Annotated in this window: 12 protein-coding genes; 6 read left to right on the forward strand and 6 right to left on the reverse strand. The window is 61.8% G+C overall.

Going from position 1 to position 19,563, the window contains the following annotated elements; all coding sequences use genetic code 11:
- Positions 1-136: 136 nt before the first annotated feature.
- Positions 137-2,971: an excinuclease ABC subunit UvrA gene (uvrA, locus tag ACM6IK_RS24560; protein ID WP_414876366.1), complete on the reverse strand. Its 2,835-nt coding sequence runs from the start codon at positions 2,969-2,971 to the stop codon at positions 137-139.
- A 191-nt stretch (positions 2,972-3,162) separates the two neighbouring features.
- Between uvrA and ACM6IK_RS24565 the strand changes: the two genes are divergently transcribed.
- A complete protein-coding gene (locus ACM6IK_RS24565) occupies positions 3,163-4,560 on the forward strand; it encodes an MFS transporter (RefSeq protein WP_414876367.1) in 1,398 nt (465 codons plus the stop codon).
- Between the two features lie 9 nt (positions 4,561-4,569).
- Entirely contained in the window at positions 4,570-5,085 is a 516-nt protein-coding gene (locus tag ACM6IK_RS24570; RefSeq protein ID WP_007970128.1) for a single-stranded DNA-binding protein, read from the forward strand.
- Positions 5,086-5,189: 104 nt separating this feature from the next.
- On the opposite strand, the gene ACM6IK_RS24575 is transcribed toward ACM6IK_RS24570, so the two are convergent.
- On the reverse strand, positions 5,190-5,738 hold the full coding sequence (locus ACM6IK_RS24575) for a cysteine hydrolase family protein (protein WP_414876368.1): 549 nt from the start codon (positions 5,736-5,738) through the stop codon (positions 5,190-5,192).
- Between the two features lie 101 nt (positions 5,739-5,839).
- Here ACM6IK_RS24575 and ACM6IK_RS24580 point away from each other — a divergent pair, with 101 nt between their 5' ends.
- From ACM6IK_RS24580 to ACM6IK_RS24590, 3 genes are all read left to right on the forward strand, one after another.
- The gene (locus ACM6IK_RS24580; protein ID WP_414876369.1) at positions 5,840-6,832 is read left to right on the forward strand and encodes a GlxA family transcriptional regulator; all 993 of its coding nucleotides are present in this window, start codon (positions 5,840-5,842) and stop codon (positions 6,830-6,832) included.
- 304 nt (positions 6,833-7,136) lie between these two features.
- Complete coding sequence (locus tag ACM6IK_RS24585) at positions 7,137-8,246, forward strand: DUF3182 family protein (protein WP_414876370.1); 1,110 nt, start codon at positions 7,137-7,139, stop codon at positions 8,244-8,246.
- Positions 8,236-8,994, forward strand: coding sequence for an alpha/beta hydrolase family protein (locus tag ACM6IK_RS24590; protein WP_414876371.1), 759 nt, complete (start codon positions 8,236-8,238; stop codon positions 8,992-8,994). Before ACM6IK_RS24585 ends, ACM6IK_RS24590 begins: the two co-directional genes overlap by 11 nt.
- 136 nt (positions 8,995-9,130) lie before the next feature.
- On the opposite strand, the gene ACM6IK_RS24595 is transcribed toward ACM6IK_RS24590, so the two are convergent.
- The 3 genes from ACM6IK_RS24595 to ACM6IK_RS24605 are packed head-to-tail and all read right to left on the reverse strand — an operon-like array spanning position 9,131 to position 12,154.
- Entirely contained in the window at positions 9,131-10,117 is a 987-nt protein-coding gene (locus ACM6IK_RS24595; protein WP_414876372.1) for a lysylphosphatidylglycerol synthase domain-containing protein, read from the reverse strand.
- Complete coding sequence (gene clsB, locus ACM6IK_RS24600) at positions 10,104-11,393, reverse strand: cardiolipin synthase ClsB (protein ID WP_414876373.1); 1,290 nt, start codon at positions 11,391-11,393, stop codon at positions 10,104-10,106. Before clsB ends, ACM6IK_RS24595 begins: the two co-directional genes overlap by 14 nt.
- Positions 11,390-12,154 carry an endonuclease/exonuclease/phosphatase family protein gene (locus ACM6IK_RS24605; protein ID WP_414876538.1) on the reverse strand — a complete coding sequence of 255 codons (765 nt, stop codon included), beginning with the start codon at positions 12,152-12,154 and terminating at the stop codon, positions 11,390-11,392. Before ACM6IK_RS24605 ends, clsB begins: the two co-directional genes overlap by 4 nt.
- A 614-nt stretch (positions 12,155-12,768) precedes the next feature.
- On the opposite strand from ACM6IK_RS24605, the gene ACM6IK_RS24610 reads away from it, so the two are divergent.
- Positions 12,769-14,880 carry a mechanosensitive ion channel family protein gene (locus ACM6IK_RS24610; protein ID WP_414876374.1) on the forward strand — a complete coding sequence of 704 codons (2,112 nt, stop codon included), beginning with the start codon at positions 12,769-12,771 and terminating at the stop codon, positions 14,878-14,880.
- 155 nt (positions 14,881-15,035) lie between these two features.
- On the opposite strand, the gene ACM6IK_RS24615 is transcribed toward ACM6IK_RS24610, so the two are convergent.
- Complete coding sequence (locus ACM6IK_RS24615) at positions 15,036-19,352, reverse strand: DNA glycosylase AlkZ-like family protein (protein WP_414876375.1); 4,317 nt, start codon at positions 19,350-19,352, stop codon at positions 15,036-15,038.
- Positions 19,353-19,563 lie beyond the last annotated feature (211 nt).

A 19,563-nucleotide genomic window follows, 5' to 3' on the forward strand; every position in this document is an offset into this window, starting at 1 on the left:
CTCGCAAAAAATCTGAAGGCGCTGCGTTATCGTTTACGACCTTCGTCGGAACGCCGCCCGGAGCAAGCTGGCTCCTACAGATACAAAAAAGCCCCTGTCACCGATGAAGTGACAGGGGCTTTTTCGTGGGGCCAGGTTAAGCCCGATCACGCTCCAGCAGCGGCTTGAGGTAGTAACCGGTGTGAGACTGCTTCATCTCGGACACTTCCTCTGGCGTGCCGACTGCAATGATCTGCCCGCCCTTGGAACCACCTTCCGGGCCCAGGTCCACCAGCCAGTCAGCGGTCTTGATCACATCCAGGTTGTGTTCGATGACCACCACGGTGTTGCCGTGGTCGCGCAGGCGATGCAAAACGTCCAGTAGCTGCTGGATATCCGCGAAGTGCAGCCCGGTGGTCGGTTCATCCAGGATGTACAGGGTCTTGCCGGTATCGCGTTTGGACAGCTCGCGGGAGAGTTTCACCCGCTGGGCTTCACCACCGGACAGAGTGGTCGCCGATTGCCCCAGCTTGATGTACGACAGGCCGACGTCCATCAACGTTTGCAGCTTGCGCGCCAGGGCCGGTACGGCATCGAAGAACACCCGCGCTTCCTCGATGGTCATCTCGAGGGTTTCGTGGATGCTCTTGCCCTTGTACTTGATCTCCAGGGTTTCACGGTTGTAGCGCTTGCTCTTGCACACGTCGCAGGGTACGTAGATGTCCGGCAGGAAGTGCATCTCCACCTTGATCAGGCCGTCGCCCTGACAAGCCTCGCAGCGGCCGCCCTTGACGTTGAAGGAGAAGCGCCCCGGCCCGTAGCCACGGGAGCGGGACTCCGGTACGCCGGCGAACAACTCGCGGATCGGTGTAAACAGCCCGGTGTAGGTCGCCGGGTTGGAGCGCGGTGTGCGACCGATAGGGCTCTGGTCGATGTCGACGACCTTGTCCAGGTGCTCCAGGCCCTTGATGCTGTCGTGGGCAGCCGCTTCAAGGGTAGTGGCACCATTCAGCGCCGTTGCGCTCAAAGGGAACAGCGTGTTGTTGATCAGCGTCGACTTGCCGGAGCCGGACACGCCGGTCACGCAGGTCAGCAGGCCAATCGGAATCTCCAGGTCGACATTGCGCAGGTTGTTGCCGCGCGCGCCCTTGAGCGCCAGCGTCAGCTTCTTGTTGCGCGGTGTGCGTTTGGCCGGGACTTCGATCTTCACCCGGCCCGACAGGTATTTGCCCGTTAGCGAGTCCGGATGCGCCATGACCTCGGCTGGTGTGCCTTCGGCGACGATATGCCCGCCGTGCACACCCGCACCCGGGCCGATGTCCACCACGTAGTCGGCCAGACGAATGGCATCTTCGTCGTGCTCGACCACGATCACCGTGTTGCCGATATCGCGCAGGTGCTTGAGGGTGCCCAGCAGCCGGTCGTTATCGCGCTGATGCAGGCCGATGGAGGGCTCGTCGAGGATGTACAGGACGCCCACCAGGCCGGCACCGATCTGGCTGGCCAGACGAATACGCTGGGCCTCGCCACCGGACAAGGTGTCCGCACTGCGATCCAGCGACAGATAGTCGAGACCGACGTTGACCAGGAACTGCAGGCGTTCGCGAATTTCCTTGAGGATCTTGTCGGCAATTTCGCCACGCCGGCCGGTGAGCTTGAGCCCGCCAAAATAATCGGACGCATCGCCGATCGGCAGGTTGGTCACCGCCGGCAGGGTTTTCTCGCCAACCCACACATGACGCGCCTCACGCCGCAGACGGGTGCCGCGGCAATCCGGGCATGACTGGGTGCTGAGGAACTTGGCCAGTTCTTCGCGCACCGATGCCGATTCAGTCTCGCGGTAGCGTCGCTCCAGGTTCGGCACGATGCCTTCGAACGGATGCGAGCGTTTGACGATATCGCCACGGTCGTTCAGGTATTTGAAGTCGACGTTTTGCGAACCGCTGCCGTGCAGGATGAATTTCTGCTGATCGGCCGGCAGTTCGTTGAACGGTACTTCCAGGCTGAACTTGTAGTGCGAGGCCAGCGAGCCGAGCATCTGGAAGTAATAGACGTTGCGCCGATCCCAGCCACGAATCGCCCCTTCGGCCAGGGTCAGTTCGCCGTTGACCAGGCGCTTGATGTCGAAGAACTGCTTCACCCCCAAGCCATCGCAGGTCGGACATGCGCCGGCCGGGTTGTTGAAGGAGAACAGTTTTGGCTCAAGCTCGCTGATGGCGTGGCCGCAAATCGGGCAGGCGAAGCGTGCGGAAAAGATCATCTCTTCGCCGGGCTCGTCGTCCATCGGCGCCACCAGGGCGATGCCATCTGCCAGTTTCAGCGCGGTCTCGAAGGACTCCGCCAGGCGCTGTTGCAGGTCGGCGCGGACCTTGAAACGGTCGACCACGACATCGATCGTATGTTTTTTCTGCTTGTCGAGCTTGGGTGCTTCGTCCAGCTCATAGAGCTTGCCGTTGATCCGGGCGCGGACGAAGCCTTGGGCGCGCAACTCTTCGAAAACCGACAGGTGCTCGCCTTTGCGCTCGCGGATGACTGGCGCCAACAGCATCAGCTTGCTGCCCTCCGGTTCGGCGAGGACCAGGTCGACCATCTGGCTGACAGTCTGCGCTTCCAGCGGGATGTCGTGATCCGGGCAGCGCGGAATACCCACGCGTGCATAAAGCAGACGCAGGTAGTCGTAGATTTCGGTAATGGTGCCAACCGTCGAGCGCGGGTTGTGCGAGGTGGACTTCTGTTCGATGGAGATCGCCGGCGACAGGCCTTCGATGGTGTCGACGTCGGGCTTTTCCATCATCGACAGGAACTGCCGGGCATAGGCCGACAGCGATTCGACGTAGCGGCGCTGACCTTCGGCGTACAGAGTGTCGAAAGCCAGGGACGACTTGCCGGAGCCGGACAGGCCGGTGATGACGATCAGTTTGTCCCGTGGCAGGGTCAGGTCGATGTTCTTCAGGTTGTGGGTTCGAGCCCCACGAATCAGGATCTTGTCCAAGTTGGCCTCGCTCGGCGGGCGTCGAAAACGTAGGAGTATACGGCCAAATACTGGATGGATGCACACTGTCAGGCGAGTGGGTTACTGTCTTACATGAAGAGTGTGTCAGCAATGCGCGTCAAAGCGTCGCGATATACCCTGCCAATCGATGGGACTGGTAGAATCGCCGCCGGTTCACATGAGGTTTTTCCATGCACGATCCCCACAGCGAGCGCATGAGTGGCAGCGAGACCCGCGCAGCAAGCGGTCTGGCCCTGGTGTTCGCCTTCCGTATGCTTGGCATGTTCATGGTGTTGCCGGTACTGGCGACCTATGGGATGGATCTGGCCGGAGCCACGCCGGCCCTGATCGGCCTGGCGATCGGCGCTTATGGCCTGACCCAGGCAGTTTTCCAGATTCCGTTCGGTTTCATTTCCGACCGCATCGGTCGACGTCCGGTGATTTACCTGGGCTTGATCGTGTTTGCCCTCGGCAGTCTGCTGGCAGCCAATGCCGATTCAATCTGGGGTGTGATTGCCGGGCGAATCCTGCAGGGCGCCGGGGCGATTTCCGCGGCGGTCATGGCCTTGCTGTCGGACCTGACCCGCGAACAGCACCGGACCAAGGCCATGGCCATGATCGGCATGACCATCGGCCTGTCGTTTGCGGTGGCCATGGTGGTCGGCCCGCTGCTGACCCGCGCCTTCGGGCTGTCCGGGCTGTTCCTTGCCACCGGCGGCATGGCGTTGTTCGGCATCGTGATCGTGATGTTCATGGTGCCGCGCTCCACCAGCCCGTTGCAGCATCGAGAGTCCGGTGTCGCGCGCCAGGCGCTGATCCCGACCCTCAAGCATCCGGACCTGCTGCGCCTGGACCTGGGCATTTTTGTGTTGCACGCGATGTTGATGTCCAGCTTCGTCGCCTTGCCACTGGCGCTGGTCGAGAAGGCCGGGCTGCCCAAAGAGCAGCACTGGTGGGTGTACCTGACCGCGCTGCTGATCTCTTTCTTCGCCATGATCCCGTTCATTATCTACGGCGAGAAGAAACGCAAAATGAAACGAGTTTTACTCGGCGCCGTCGTGACGCTGATGCTCACTGAGCTATTCTTCTGGCAGTTCGGCGATAGCTTGCGGGCTCTGGTGATCGGTACGGTGGTGTTCTTCACCGCATTCAATCTGCTGGAAGCTTCGTTGCCATCGCTGATCAGCAAGGTTTCACCGGCGGGCGGCAAGGGTACGGCGATGGGGGTTTATTCCACCAGCCAGTTCCTGGGCTCGGCACTGGGGGGCATTCTTGGCGGCTGGCTGTTCCAGCATGGCGGTCTGTCGGTTGTGTTCCTCGGATGCGCCGGTCTGGCTGCCCTCTGGCTGGCCTTTGCTGTTACCATGCGAGAACCTCCCTACGTGACAAGCCTGCGCTTGCCGTTGTCGCCCGAGGCGATCCGCGAAGCGGGTCTGGTCGAGCGCCTGAAGGCGGTCGTAGGGGTAACAGATGCAGTGATAGTCGCTGATGAAGCGGCCATTTACATCAAATTGGACACCGAACTATTGGATCGCACCACCCTTGAAAGCCTGGTGAACAACCCGGACGGGGCAGCGTGCGTAGCCTAGGAGAACGTAATGGCCCGTGGGGTTAACAAAGTCATATTGGTCGGCACTTGCGGCCAGGATCCTGAAGTTCGTTACCTGCCGAATGGCAACGCCGTGACCAACTTGAGTCTGGCGACCAGCGAACAGTGGACCGACAAGCAAACCGGTCAGAAAGTCGAAAAAACCGAATGGCACCGTGTGTCGATGTTCGGCAAAGTTGCGGAAATCGCTGGCGAATACCTGCGTAAAGGTTCGCAGGTGTACATCGAAGGCAAGCTGCAGACCCGCGAGTGGGAAAAAGACGGTATCAAGCGTTACACCACCGAAATCGTGGTCGACATGCAAGGCACCATGCAACTGCTGGGCGGCCGTCCACAGGGCGATCAGCAGGGTCAGGGCGGCGGTAACAACTACCAGCAATCCGCTCCGCGCCAGCAGGCACCGCGTCCTGCTCCGCAACAGCAGCCACAGCGTCCAGCCCCTCAACAGGCTGCGCCACAACCGGCGCCGGATTTCGACAGCTTTGATGACGATATTCCGTTCTAGCGCAGCTGCAAGCCTCAAGCTACAAGCGGCAAGCTGAAACACAAAACCCGCACTTCGCCTGGAAGTGCGGGTTTTTTTATGGGCGGTGGAATTTAATCGCAGGCTCAGGCCGCGAGGAAATCGTTGGTCGACACCACGCTGGCATACGCAAACGCCAGGGCCGCCATGAACGCCGCATGAACCTGCGCCGCCGGAACCTTCACGCCATTGAACTCCAGATCACGGGTCGCGCAGGCGTCGTGGATCACGGTCACCTTATAGCCAAAGTCCGCCGCCGCACGGGTGATGCCGTCGACGCACATGTGGCTCATGCTGCCCACGACCACCAGTTCCTTGATGCCTTGCTCGTCGAGGATCGATTTCAGCTCGGTTTCGCGGAATGAATTGACGAAGTGCTTGAGCACCACCGGTTCGTCGGCACGGTTGAGCACTTTGGGGTGCAGCTTGGCGCCTTCGGAGTTCGGGGTGAAAAACGGTGCCTCTTCGGAGGTGAATTCGTGGCGGATGTGCACCACCGAATCACCGGCGTCGCGGAAGGCCTTTATCAAGCGTGCGGCGTTGTCTGCGGCGGCGTCGGCACCGACCAGCGGCCACTTGCCTTGGGGGAAGTAGTCGTTCTGGATATCGACTACGATGAGCGCTTGCTTGGCCATGACTGATTCCTCGAGGTGTGTGTTGGTGTGGAATGAAGTATTGGCTCTAGCAGGCGATTCGAGGATTGGCCGCACCGACAATAAGAGGGGGAAAACTGACAATGGATGCAGAAAGGGCAATCGCCGAGCTCGGTGTGTTGATCTATCCCGGCGCGCAGATGGCAGCGGTGCATGGTTTGACCGACCTGTTCGAGGTGGCCAACCGGATCGCCACCGAGCATCAGTCTGCGCAGTTGCCGCTGCTGCGGGTCAGCCATTGGCAGGTCGAGGGTGATCAGCCGCCGGTTCGGGTCTTCGACAGCCATCCCGGCCCGGAGCGCACCCCGGTGGCCGTGTTGATTCCGCCGTCGATCGCCGGTTTTTCCCAAGGCCAGGCGTCACAGGGATTGATCCGCTGGTTGCGCGAGCAACATGCCGGCGGCGCGACACTGGGCGGGGTTTGCGTGGGCTCTATCCTGTTGGCCGAAAGTGGTCTGCTCGACGGTCGTAGCGCCACCACCCACTGGACCTCGGCCAAAGCCTTCGCCGAACGTTACCCGGCGATCAGGCTCAAGGCCGACACACCGATTGTCGATGATGGCGATCTGATTACCACCGCCGGGCTGATGGCCTGGTCCGAACTGGGTTTGCGCTTGGTCAACCGGTTGTTGGGACCGAGCATTGCCACCAATACCGCACGTTTTCTGGTGGTGGAGCACAGCGACAGCGCCAGCGAGTGCGGCAGTAATTTTGCGCCGATTCTCAGCCATGGCGATGCGGCGATCCTCAAGGTGCAACACTGGCTGCAAAGTACCGGGGCGACCGATGTATCGCTGGCGGCGATGGCCGAAAAGGCAGGCCTGGAGGAGCGCACCTTCCTGCGGAGATTCCGCGCGGCTACCGGGCTCAAACCCACCGAATACTGCCAGCATCTGCGAGTCGGCAAGGCCCGGGAAATGCTCGAGTTCACCAACGGCACCATCGACCATATCGCCTGGACCGTGGGTTACCAGGATCCCGGGGCGTTTCGCGCGACATTCAAGAAAATCACCGGACTGGCGCCGAGTGACTATCGGACGCGGTTTGGGGTGAGTCCAGGATCTGTTGCACGGTAGTCGCATCACCTCGATTCCCTGTGGGAGCGAGCTTGCTCGCGATAGCGGTGTTCCAGACACATCAATGTTGAATGCCATGCCCTCATCGTCGGAACGCCGCCCGGAGCAAGCTCGCTCCCACAGGTTTGGGCTGGAGTCGTGCAAAATGCCGGAATATCGAAGGACTTCGTGCAGAATAAAACAGGCCACATGCCATCACTTTCTGCGCAACAGGCTGATTTGAAAAACGTTTCCCTGCATTGCGCCTTGGCCTGATCTCTGCACCCCTTCAGCTACATTCATAGCGTCGATTGAAGGGGGATGCATGACCCCAACAAACCGCAAGAAACTGGTGGTCGCCCATTCGGTGCTCGACGATGCGCCACTGCATGAAGTCGAAACCAACCGTGCGCTGGCCCGCTGGCTGGCGCAGATACTGGGGCTCGGGTACGGCGGCAGTTACGACCCGCAACGGCACGACGGGCGGGACCTCTACCTGTTGCCGACCCAGACCCTGGTGGGCGCTGCGGCTGCCCGGCAACTGGGGGTCAAGGGGCCGGAGGATTTGTGGGGCGGTTATGTCGACCACGACTTCATCTGCACCAAAGCCATCAGTCATGGATTGCTCAACCGCCATGCCCATGCACCGCGAGGCTGGGCGCCGTTGTTTTCCGAGCGGGTGCGCAGCGTGGTGCTCGACGGTCTCAGCGTGTTCTCGCTGGAGGATGCACGGCCAGCGGCGAAGCATCTGCTCCATACCGGCCCGATCCGCCTCAAGCCGATTCACGCCTGCGCCGGGCGGGGACAGGAAGTGATCGACAGCCTCGACCGGTTCGACGAAATTCTCGCCCGGCCCGAAGCTAAAACGCTGTTCACGGAAGGCGTGGTGTTGGAGCAGGACCTGGATCAAGTGATCACCCACAGCGTTGGTCAGAGTTTCATCGGCGGCAAGGTGCTGAGTTACTGTGGTGAACAATATTTGACCAAGGACGCAAGGGGCGAAGAGGTGTATGGCGGCTCGAACCTGTTGGTGGTGCAGGGCAGCTACGTCGATTTATTGAAGCTGGACCTGGCCGATGATGTGCGGGTGGCTATCAAGCAAGCGCAGGTGTTCGACAGCGCCGCGGATGAAGCCTATCCGCGTTTCTATGCGTCACGGCGCAACTACGACATCGCTCAGGGCATCGATAGCGACGGCAAACAGCGCAGTGGTGTGCTCGAACAGTCCTGGCGCATGGGCGGTGCCAGCAGCGCCGAGGTGGCGGCGTTGCAGAGTTTCATCAACGATCCTGGGATGTGCGCGATTCGTGTGTCTTCGGTGGAAACCTACAGCAATCAGCCGCTGCCGGCAGACGCCATTGAGGTATATCGCGGGTCGGCGCAAAGCAGTGAATTTCTCCTCAAGTACGTAACGGTCAAATCCTATGACGGCTAGAAGTGAATCCATTCAGATCGACATCGACAACGAACAGATGAGCGGGACTTTTCTGAGCCCCAAATCGAAAGTCCCCGGAGTGCTCTTCGTGCACGGATGGGGCGGCAGTCAGGAGCGGGATCTGGAACGCGCCAAGGGTATCGCCGGGTTGGGCTGTGTCTGCCTGACGTTCGACCTGCGCGGACACACCGGCGGCACCGGCATTCCATTGTCCCGGGTGACCCGCGAAGACAACTTGCGTGACCTGCTGGCAGCCTATGACCGATTGCTTGCGCACCCGGCTCTCGATACGTCGGCGATTGCCGTGGTCGGCACCAGTTACGGGGGGTATCTGGCCTCGATTCTGACCTCGCTCAGACCGGTGCGCTGGCTGGCGCTACGGGTACCGGCGTTGTATCGCGACGAGCAATGGCACACGCCGAAACGCGAATTGGACAAGCTGGATCTGCGTGATTACCGAGCTACCCTGGTACGTGCCGACAGTAACCGCGCCTTGCATGCCTGTTCGCAATTCACCGGGGATGTCCTGCTGGTGCAGTCCGAGACCGACGAGTACGTGCCCCACGCGACGATCATGAGCTATCGGGCAGCTTGCCAGCAGACGCACTCACTGACTCACCGCATCATCGATGGAGCCGACCATGCGCTGAGCGACCCGGTTTCGCAGCAGGCCTACACCTCAATCCTGGTGGACTGGATTACCGAGATGGTGGTGGGGGAGCGGTTGAGCATTATTCAATCATCCTGATATCGGGGTGTTCTTGCGGGCCTCATCGCGAGCAAGCTCGCTCCCACAGTGTCCGAGTCGTACACAAAATATATGTATACCGCTAAACCTGTGGGAGCGAGCTTGCTCGCGATGGCGGTCTTGGAAGCACCACAAATTATTTGGGCTTTTTCTCAATCCGCAACGCCTTGGCCTTGGCCTCCACCAGCAAATACATCACCACGCTAATCAACAGCGGCAAAATGAAATAAATCGCCCGATAGGCCAGCAGTCCCGCTACCAGACTGCCCCGCGAAACCTCATGTTGCAGCAGTGCCACGAACACCGCCTCGAGTACGCCAAGCCCGGCCGGGATGTGGGTGAGGACTCCGGCGATGGCGCTGATCAACAGCACACCCAGCACCAGTGGATAATCCAGTTTGCCTGGCAACAAGGTGAAAATCACCGCCGCCATCAGCGACCAGTTCAATGCCCCCAGGACCAGTTGCAACACGGCCATGCGCAGCGACGGCAGATCAATTTCCACGCCGCGAGTCGCCCACTCCCGACGTTTGGAAAACCGACACGCCGCCAGGTACCCGGTGCTCAGCAGCAACAACAAAACGCCCACGCCTTGCAGTGCGCTGCTGCTGAGTGTCCAGCCCGGTGGCATGTGCACCAGTCCGCTGCTGAACACCGCGCCGGCAATTATCATGTAGCCGAACCAGTTGGTCGCCAGGCTCAGGCCAAGAATTTTCGCGATGTTGCTCTTGCTCACCCCGAGCCGCGAATACAACCGGTAACGCATGGCGATGCCACCGACCCAGGCGCTCAGACTCAGGTTGAAGGCGTAGCTGATGATTCCCACGGGCAGGATCTGTTTCCACGTCAGGTTCTGGCGGATGTAGGTGCGACCAATCAGGTCGAAGCAGGCGTACACCAGAAAACTCACCAGGGTCAGCCCCGAGGCAATGATCAGCGTGCGCACCTTGAAATCGGCCAGGTTATCGAACACTTCGTTCCACTCGATGCGCTGGGCGAGCGTGGTGAACAGCACGATCAGCATCAGGAAAAACAGCATCGTCAGCGGTCGCTTCCAGCGACGCCATTGGAACTTGCCGGAGCTTTTGCCAGGAGAGGCCGAATGGGTCTCAGCGCGGTTCATGGTCAGCACTCCCGGTTGGCGGGGGGAAGGGTTTCAGGCGAGGTTTATGCGCCGGCAACCAACCGGCCCACGCCGGAAAATGCCGCAGGAAGTGAAACACCAGAAAGCCGATGGTCATGTGCCAGACACGCCCTCGTGGTGCGACGTCGGGAGGCATGGCTTTGCAATGGTTATGGCTGAGGTCTTGCAAGCGATCGAACAGATGACGATTGAAGGCCTGGTCGCGGATCAGCACGTTGGCTTCCAGATTCAACGACAGACTCAATGGGTCGAGGTTGCTGGAGCCGACGGTGCTCCAGTCTTCGTCCACCAGGGCGACCTTGCCGTGCAGCGGGCGGTCGCAATATTCGTAGATCTTCACGCCGGACTTGAGCAGGTAGTCATAGGTCATACGCGCGGCGAGCCTGGCCACCCGCATGTCTGGCTGGCCCTGCAGGATCAGCCGCACATCCACGCCTCGGCGGGCCGCGTTGCGGATCTCGCGCAGCAAGCGGAAACCGGGAAAGAAGTAGGCGTTGGCGATCACCGCTCGGCGCTGTGCCTGGCGCAACGCCTGGCGGTAAACCTCTTCGATGTCGGTCGGGTGTTCCCCGTTGTCGCGGTACACCAGCCGTACCTGGCCATCGTGATCGCTGAAGGCCAGTTCCGAGCGCCGCTGCCGACGGCGTTGCCACCAGTATTTGGCGTGCATCGGGCGACCGCATTGCAGCAGGGCGAAGTGATGGATGTCGGCCACGGCCGGGCCTTGCACCTCTACGGAATAATCCTGTTTGGCCCCGGGGCCGAAGTCGGCCAGATGGTCGGCGGAAAAGTTGATCCCGCCGACGAACGCGACGCGGCCATCCACCACCACGATCTTGCGGTGCAGGCGCCGGAACCAGTTGGTGCGGATGCCCAGGCGTTTCGGCGCCGGATCGAATATTTGCAGGTGTACGCCGGCCGCAGTCAGCGCGGTGAGGAATCCGGTACTCAGCTCGCCGCAGCCAAAGCCATCGAGGCTGACGATGGTGCGCACACCACGTTGAGCGGCTTCGATCAGGATCTGTTGCAGCTCATTGCCGACCTTGTCCTCGAACAGAATGAAGGTTTCCAGCAGGATTTCACTTTGCGCCCGACGCAGGGCTGCAAACACCCGGGGAAAGTACGCCTCGCCATTTTCCAGCAACTCGACCCGATTGCTGCCTTGCCAGCCGTATTCGACATCGATCGCTGTCGGCTCGTGGGTGGGCGGAGCGGGGATGTGTTCCAGCGTGGTTTTTTCCATCGACCGGCTCATAGCTCGATCTCCACCGACAGCGGGGCGTGGTCGGAAAGGTGCGACCAGGGCCGAGTGGACAGCACTTGCGGATGGCTGGCCTTGAGGTTGCGCACGTAGATGCGGTCCAGGCGCAATGCCGGCAAGCGCGCGGGGAAACTGCGCGCCGGTTTGCCATGCTGCGCGGCGAAGACTTCATGCAGACCGCTGGGCTTGAGAAACGCATCGGCGCGCTGGCGCCAGTCGTTGAAGTCCCCGGCGACAATCACCGGCGCATTGCCGGGCAGGGCGTCCAGGCGTTGGGTGAGCAACTTCAGTTGCGCGCAACGATGGGTTTCGCGCAGCCCCAGGTGCACGCAAATCGCATGCACCTCCTGACCGTCTCCGGGCATGCGCAACACGCAGTGCAAGAGCCCACGGTTCTCGTGGCCGCTGATGGACACGTCGAGGTTGTCGTGGCGGATGATCTGGAACTTCGACAACAGCGCATTGCCGTGATCGCCCGTCGGATACACCGCATTGCGTCCATAGGCGAACTGCGGCCACAGGGTATCGGCGAGGAATTCGTATTGCGGCATCGCCGGCCAATTGGTGTAGCGCTTGGGGTGCTGTTCGTGGGTGCCGTGGACTTCCTGCAAAAAAACCACATCGGCAGACACACTGCGCACCGCTTCACGCAGTTCCGGCAGGATGAAACGCCGGTTGAGCGCAGTGAACCCCTTGTGGGTGTTCACCGTCAGTACCGTGAAACGACAAGTGACGGACGAACCCTGTGCCCGCATTTCTGTTGCGTTTGAGTGTGCGGGAATATCGATGTGATTCGCTGTCATGTCGCCTCCCGCCTGACGGCTACTGTCTTTGGATGACTCTGGGGCGGCGGCGAAAGTTTCGATAGGACTACGGACGGTAGATTTTCTACTGAACACCACCGAATAACTGTGGGAGCAGGCTCGCTCCCACAGGGTTTATCAGTGGCCCGTGATAATGCGGGCAGAACCCTCAGTTGGTTCGGCATAGACCTGACCGTGGCGCTGGCGGCTTTTTCCTTCGGCACTAGACTGGTGGCGATGGTCGAACCGATCGAGAAAAACACCCCGTACGGACATTTGATATTTGCGTGCAGATCAAATATCGCGAGGGCGGATGCATATTTGTGGCGAGGGGGCTTGCCCCCGTTGGGGTGCGAAGCACCCCCAAAACCTACCGCTCGGATTCATCTGATGCACCGCATGCAATGGGTTTACGACTGCTTCGCAGCCGAGCGGGGCGATGTGGCGATCCGACAAGCCCCCTCGCCACATAAGGCGTCTCTGTCCGGCTATTCAGAGGCAATGTCCGAACTTGCCCGGCATTTCTCGATCAGTTCCTTACAGACACAGCCAAAGGAGTGGGTGCTTTGATCAGACTCAAGACCGCGATACTGCTGGGCGCGTTGCTGTTGCTGGGCAGCGAACAACTGGAAGCCGCCGCGATACCGGGGCTGCCGGCCACCGCGACACCGCTGGCGCACCCGGAACCGCTGGTGCAAGGGGGGTTGCTGGGGGCCATCAGCTCAAGCATCGACGAGGTCCAGAGCAAGCTTGATCTGGACCAAAACCTCGTCGACGTCTGGCGCCTGCGTGTCGACCTCGCGGCCGATGAAGTGGATCAGTTGGTCAATCAGCCTTCGGTCCGTTCGCCCTGGAGCGTCGCTGGCGATTTTCTGCTGCTGACCTGCGTGTGGGCAGCCGTGTTTGCCTGTCTTTGGCTGCTCGGGCGATTGTTGGTCAAACGCCTGTGCGAGCATCGCCTGTTGCTCAGCCGCGTGCGTGGCCAGGCCCTGCTCGGTTACTTATTGCCCTATACCCTTGCGGCGGTGGTCAGCCTGCCCCTGACGATTTATGCCAGCCAGTTCTTGCCGGCATCGGCGGGTCGGGTGCTGGCGCTGTGTCTGGCTTATGCCGCTAGCGCGGGGATATTTTCCGCGTCATTGGTGCTGTCGCTGGTGGTAGTGTTCAATGCCGGCCACAAACGGCGGGCGGTGCAGATCATTCGCGAGAAGAGTCCCCGACCGTTATTCGGTATCGGTTTTCTGGTGGCCTTGAGCGATGCCCTGACCAGCCCGCAGATCGCCCATCAACTGGGCAGCAATCTCACCAGCAGCATCGCCGTGTTCACCGGGTTGGCAGCGTCGATGTCCTTCGGCTTGCTGGTGATCCGCATGCGCCGCCCGGTCGCCCATGTGATCCGCATCCTGCCGCTGGCCCAGCGCCTCGGCCAGCCGGCGTTACGTGAAACCTTGCGGATATTTTCCGGGCTCTGGTATTGGCCGATTCTGTTGATGGTACTGGTTTCGATCATCAACCTGATCGGTGCCGGGGCGGACAACCAGAGAGTACTGCGCAGCGCCTTGTTCACCACGGTGTTGCTGATCGCCACGGTGTTTCTCAGCACCACGCTGCACCATCTGTTCAAGGCGCGTAGCGAAGCGGAGCTGCGCCGCAGCGGCGCCTACAAGGAGCGTTTTCTCAACTTGTCCCATGCCTTGCTGCGCATTGGCATGGCCATCGTGTTCATCGATATCCTCGGGCGGATCTGGGGTGTGTCGCTGTTCGAATTCGCGGTGAGCAATGCCGTGGGGCGGGCGATCAGTGATTCCCTGAGCCACATCGGCCTGATCCTGCTGGTGACCTGGATGGTTTGGGTGGTGCTCGACACGGCGATTCAGGAGGCCCTGAAACCACCGACCAACAAGCGCTCGGCGCGCCAGCCGAGTACGCGGGTGAAAACCATCCTGCCGCTGCTGCGCAACGCGATCAAAATCATCCTGGTGGTGATTTGCGCGATCACCACCATGGCTAACCTGGGGATCAACGTCGCGCCGTTCCTGGCAGGTGCCGGGGTCGTCGGCCTGGCAATCGGTTTCGGTTCCCAACAACTGGTGCAGGACGTGATTACCGGGCTTTTCATCATCATCGAAGACACCCTGTCCATCGGCGACTGGGTAGTGCTCGATTCCGGGCATGCCGGCACGGTCGAAGGCCTGACCATCCGCACCTTGCGCCTGCGCGACGGCAAGGGCTTCGTGCACTCGGTGCCGTTCGGGCAGATCAAGGCCGTGACCAACCAGTCGCGGCAATTCGCCTATGCGTTTTTTTCGGTGCAATTCACCTATGACACCGATGTCGACAAGGCCATCGAACTGATCCGCGAGGCCGGGCACTCCATCAGCAACGACCCGTTCCTGCGCTACAACCTGCAAGGTCCGCTGGATGTGTTTGGTGTCGACAGGATGGACCTCAACGGGGTGCTGCTGACTGCGCAATTCCGCACGGTGTCCGGTGGTCAGTATGCGGTGAGCCGGGCTTTCAATCAGCGATTGAAAAAGCTTGTGGATAACTGCCCGTGGGTGCATTTTGCGCAGACTTATCCACAGCAGGCGCTGGTGCCGAGGCATCCGGTCGAAGTGCCGCCGGAGGTCGAGCCAGAGCATGCTGCTGTGTTGATGCCGGATCGGCCGCGGTCTTAATAGTCAGTTTTGTACTTGAGGCTTTCAGTGGCTGGTCTGGCCCTATCGCGAGCAAGCTCGCTCCCACAGGGGATTTTCTGTGAATACAAATTTTTGGCACAACAGAGATCACTGTGGGAGCGAGCTTGCTAGCGATGGGGCCGGTCCAGACGACATCAATGCCGGATAAGCTTACTGCGCACTTCAGCCATCGCCTGTTCATTCAGTTCCCGCCAGAACTGCTGCTTGCCGGCAATCTCGGCAGCAACCGGCAAACCATCGCGGTACACCAGCCGATTGCTCACCAGCGCCGGGACTTTTACACCGGGCAACAGCGTGCCGGCGAGGTTCAACGGATCGACCCCGCACACTGCGACCAGGCTGCCGTCATGGGGCCGACGCCGGACCTCGCGCAGCAATGGAATCGCTTCGGGCAGGGCGAATTGCTCGCCCGCCAGGCCGCTGACAAACCTCCCGCCACGAATCTCGCCCCGTGCCTCCAGGCGATGGAAAGTGCGCAGCAGTTCGCGCCAGCTCGGCAGCCAGTCCGCCTCACGTTCCAGTAAGCGCCAGAACACCACGCCGTAGCGGCGTAGCAAGGTCATGGCGATGTGTTCAAGGGGTTCGGCTGGCGTTGGCGCGGGACGCTGGTTTTCCACCACGGGCGCGGCAGGTGCGCGTCGCAACAGGGCCCAGCGCCCGGCGTCGTCCATACCACCGATAAATGCCCCGCGCCCGCGCCGACGGTTGCGCGGCTGGCGCTTGCTGGTCGGGGTGATCAGTGCGCGCAATCCGGCGAAGCTGTCGGCATTCACCAGCCCTGCGCCCACCAGTTCCTGCAGGGCGATTTCCAGCTCCGAACGCAGCAGATGGGCCTCATGGATCAGCTCGTCGAAAAACAGCGCGCCGTGCTGGCTGAGGGCGGCGTGGACCTTTTGCGTTTTCGGCGACAGTTCGCTGACCGGCGTCTGTTCGGTCAAGCCGCTCCAGAGGCCGACCCGATTGCGCGGCAGCAATACGATCGGCGTGCTGCGCAGCGCGCTGCTGGCGCTTTTGTTGTGCGCAGTCAGACGCGTCCACACCAGTCTGCCGCTGCGGCACAACTCATCCAGCCAGGTCGCCGAGTAGTCCTTGATTCGCGCCGGCAGGATGTCGCTGTCCCAGGCGGAAGCGGCGGCGGGGTAGCCTTCGAATTGCGCAATAACGGCCGGCAAAACCGCCGCGCCCAGGCCCTGGCTTGCGCTCGACACATGCTGCCAGTCGAACAGGAATCGTATGAAATCCTGCAACGCCACTGGTTCGATTTCCCGGCGCAGGCGCTTGACCGTGTAGCGATGAATCCGCGCCAGCAAATGCCGCTCGCACCATTCTTGCTCAGCGGTGCCCGGGGTGAAGCGACCGCGTAGCACGTAGCCTTCGCGCTCCAGTTGCGTCAGGGCTTGATTCACTTGCGTAGCAGGCAAGCCGAGCGGTTCGGCAATGTGATCGAGCGCCAGCGGCCCGAAGGCGCTGAGTCGCGCGCGGATCAGTTCGAGGATGGCGTCGTCGGGGTCCCAGACCTCGTCGAAGTCCGGCAGCGCTTGCAGCGGTGGCGTCAATTCGGCCTGTGGATAAATCGCCCGCAGGCAGGTCAGGCGCTCCAGCGCCAGCCACAACGATTGGCCGGCGTTGATCTGCAAGCGGCTCGCGCGCCCGCTGTCGGCCAGGGTCGTGAGCCAATCGAGCCACTGCGGATTGGCACCGGCCTCGGCATCGGTGATGCACGCCAGGCTCATCAATGCTTCGTGCATTTCATCGACGCTGGAGGGCGCCGGCCAGGCTTCGTCGCGCACGGCGGCAATCGCCTCCGCGTCCAGCGCACCGAGGTCGTCGGTGGATTGCGGATCGCTCCAGCGGCGATTGAGCACGGCCTGGGTTCTACGTTCCTCCAGTGGCGCATCGTCGAGAAAGGTATAGGGCCGGGCGCTGAGAATCTCCGCCGCCAGCGGCGAGGGCGCCGGCAAGTCGCGACTGATCAAGCGAATGTCGCCGCGCTCCATGCGCCGCAACAGGGCCAGCCAGCCTTCAGTGTCCATGGCTTCGTGCAGGCAATCGTCGAGGGTTTGCTCTACCAGCGGATGGTCGGGAATCTCCCGTTCGCCGGCGAGGTTTTCCACACAGGCGATCTGATCGGGAAACACGCTGGCGATCAGGTCTTCGCTTTTCATCCGCTGGATCTGCGGCGGGACTTTGCGCCCGCCGCTGTAGCGCGGCAGCGCCAGGGCCACCCCGGCATTCCAGCGCCAGCGCACGCCGAACAGCGGCGCGTCGAGCACGGCTTGAATCAGGATGTGTTCGGCGCTGTTGCTGTGCAGGTAGCGCCAGACATCCTCCAGTTCAAAACTGTGGCTGGTGGACAGCGACAGCACGATGGCGTCTTCGCTGGCGGCGGCCTGCAGTTCGAAGTTGAAGGTGCGACAGAAACGCTTGCGCAGGGCCAGGCCCCAGGCACGGTTGATGCGGCTGCCGAACGGCGTGTGGATGACCAGTTGGGTGCCGCCGGACTCGTCGAAAAAACGCTCCATCAACAGCGTGTCTTGCGATGGCAGGGCGCCCAGCGTTTGTCGCGCGCGGGCCAGGTAGTCCACCAGTTGTCCGGCGCTGGCGAGGTTCAGGCCCAGGGTCTCGGTCAGCCAGTCGAGCGCGGGTTGCAAGTTGCCTGGTGCGGCCCCCAGCAGGTCGTCGAGTTGTGCCTGCAAGCGCGCCACCGCCGCGGACAATTCGGCGCTGCGCCCCGGCGCTTCACCGAGCCAGAACGGAATGGTCGGCGGCAGGCCCTGGGCATCCTCGACCCGGACTTTGCCGGTTTCCACCCGCAGGATCCGATAGGACGTGTTGCCCAACTGGAAGACATCCCCGGCGATGCTTTCCACCGCGAAGTCTTCGTTGACGCTGCCGATGTTCAGCCCTTGAGGCTCCAGCAGCACGCTGTAGTCGGCGTTGTCCGGAATGGTCCCGCCACTGGTCACCGCCGTCAGTTTTGCGCCACGGCGACCGCGCAGGGTGCGGCTCACGGCGTCGCGGTGCAGGTAGGCACTGCGGATGCCCTGACGCCCGTTGTAGCCCTCGGCGAGCATGTGCAGCAGCGCCTGATAGTGTTTGTCGTCGAGTGCGGCGAAGGGCGAGGCACGCCGCAGCATCTCCAGCAACGCCTGCTCCGACCACTCCTGGCAACTGACCTCGGCGATGATCTGCTGCGCCAGCACGTCCAGCGGCGCTTGCGGGATCAACAAGGTATCGAGTTCGCCCCGGCGCACGCAGTCGAGCAGCGCAGCGCATTCGATCAGGTCGTCGCGGGTGGTGGCGAACAAACGGCCCTTGGGCGTGCCGCCGACCTGGTGCCCTGAACGGCCGACCCGCTGCAGAAACCCGGCAATCGAACGCGGCGAGGCGATCTGGCACACCAGGTCGACGTCGCCGATGTCGATCCCCAGTTCCAGCGACGCCGTGGCGATCAGCACCTGCAGGTCGCCGCGCTTGAGTCGCTGCTCGGCATCCAGGCGAAACTCCTTGGCCAGGCTGCCGTGGTGGGCCGCCACGGCGTCCTTGCCCAGGCGTTCGCTCAGGTGCCGGCTCAGGCGTTCGGCCAGGCGCCGGGTATTGACGAAAATCAGCGTGGTCCGGTGTTCCCGGGCGAGGGTAGCGAGACGGTCGTAGACCAGTTCCCAGACATCGTTGGCCATCACCGCCGATAGCGGCACGGGTGGCACTTCGATGTCCAGGTCGCGGGGGCGGGCGTGGCCGATGTCGACGATCTCGCACGGACGGTCGCGACCGACCAGGAAGCGCGAGACAGCTTCGATGGGTTTTTGCGTGGCTGACAGGCCGATGCGCAGCAACCGCTCCGGGCAGAGTGCTTGCAGGCGTTCGAGGCTCAGGGTCAGATGACTGCCGCGTTTGCTGGCGGCCATGGCGTGGATCTCGTCGATGATCACCGTTTGTGTCGTGCCAAGCATCTGCCGACCAGAATCGGAACCGAGCAGCACGTACAGGGACTCCGGCGTGGTCACCAGAATATGCGGCGCCGTCTTGCGCATCGCCGAGCGGTCTTTTTGCGGTGTGTCGCCGGTGCGTACGGCCGTGGTGATCTGCAGTTCGGGCAGGCCCATCACGCGCAATTGCTCGGTAATGCCGGCCAGCGGGTTTTGCAGGTTGATCTGGATGTCGTTGGACAGCGCCTTGAGCGGCGAGACGTAGACCACCAGGGTGGCGTCGGGCAAGCCTTCGGGGCTTTCCAGGCCGCGGTGCACCAGGTCGTCGATGACGGCAAGAAAGGCGGTGAGGGTCTTGCCGGAACCGGTGGGCGCGGCGACCAGGGTCGAGCGGCGCTGACGGATCAACGGCCACGCCCGGGCCTGGGCGGCGGTGACCGCCGGGAACGTGTGGCTGAACCAGGCACTGACGGCAGGGTGAAAGCCGCTCAGGGCACTGTCTGCGGGGATGGGCAGGTTCATGCAGCAAGTTATGCGGGTGGGGGACGCAAGATGCAAGTACCGCTCGGGATCTCTGGTGGCCTTCAGGGCCTCTTCGCGGGCAAGCCCGCTCCTACAATGGATTTGTGTACGCCGGCTACTGTAGGAGCGGGCTTGCCCGCGAAGAGGCCAGTGGCAGCACCACAAATCCAGGGGATCTACACTTTACGGATGACGGTTGCGCACTAAACCC

This window comes from Pseudomonas sp. IT-196MI5, assembly GCF_949767415.1.
Taxonomy (GTDB): Bacteria; Pseudomonadota; Gammaproteobacteria; order Pseudomonadales; family Pseudomonadaceae; genus Aquipseudomonas.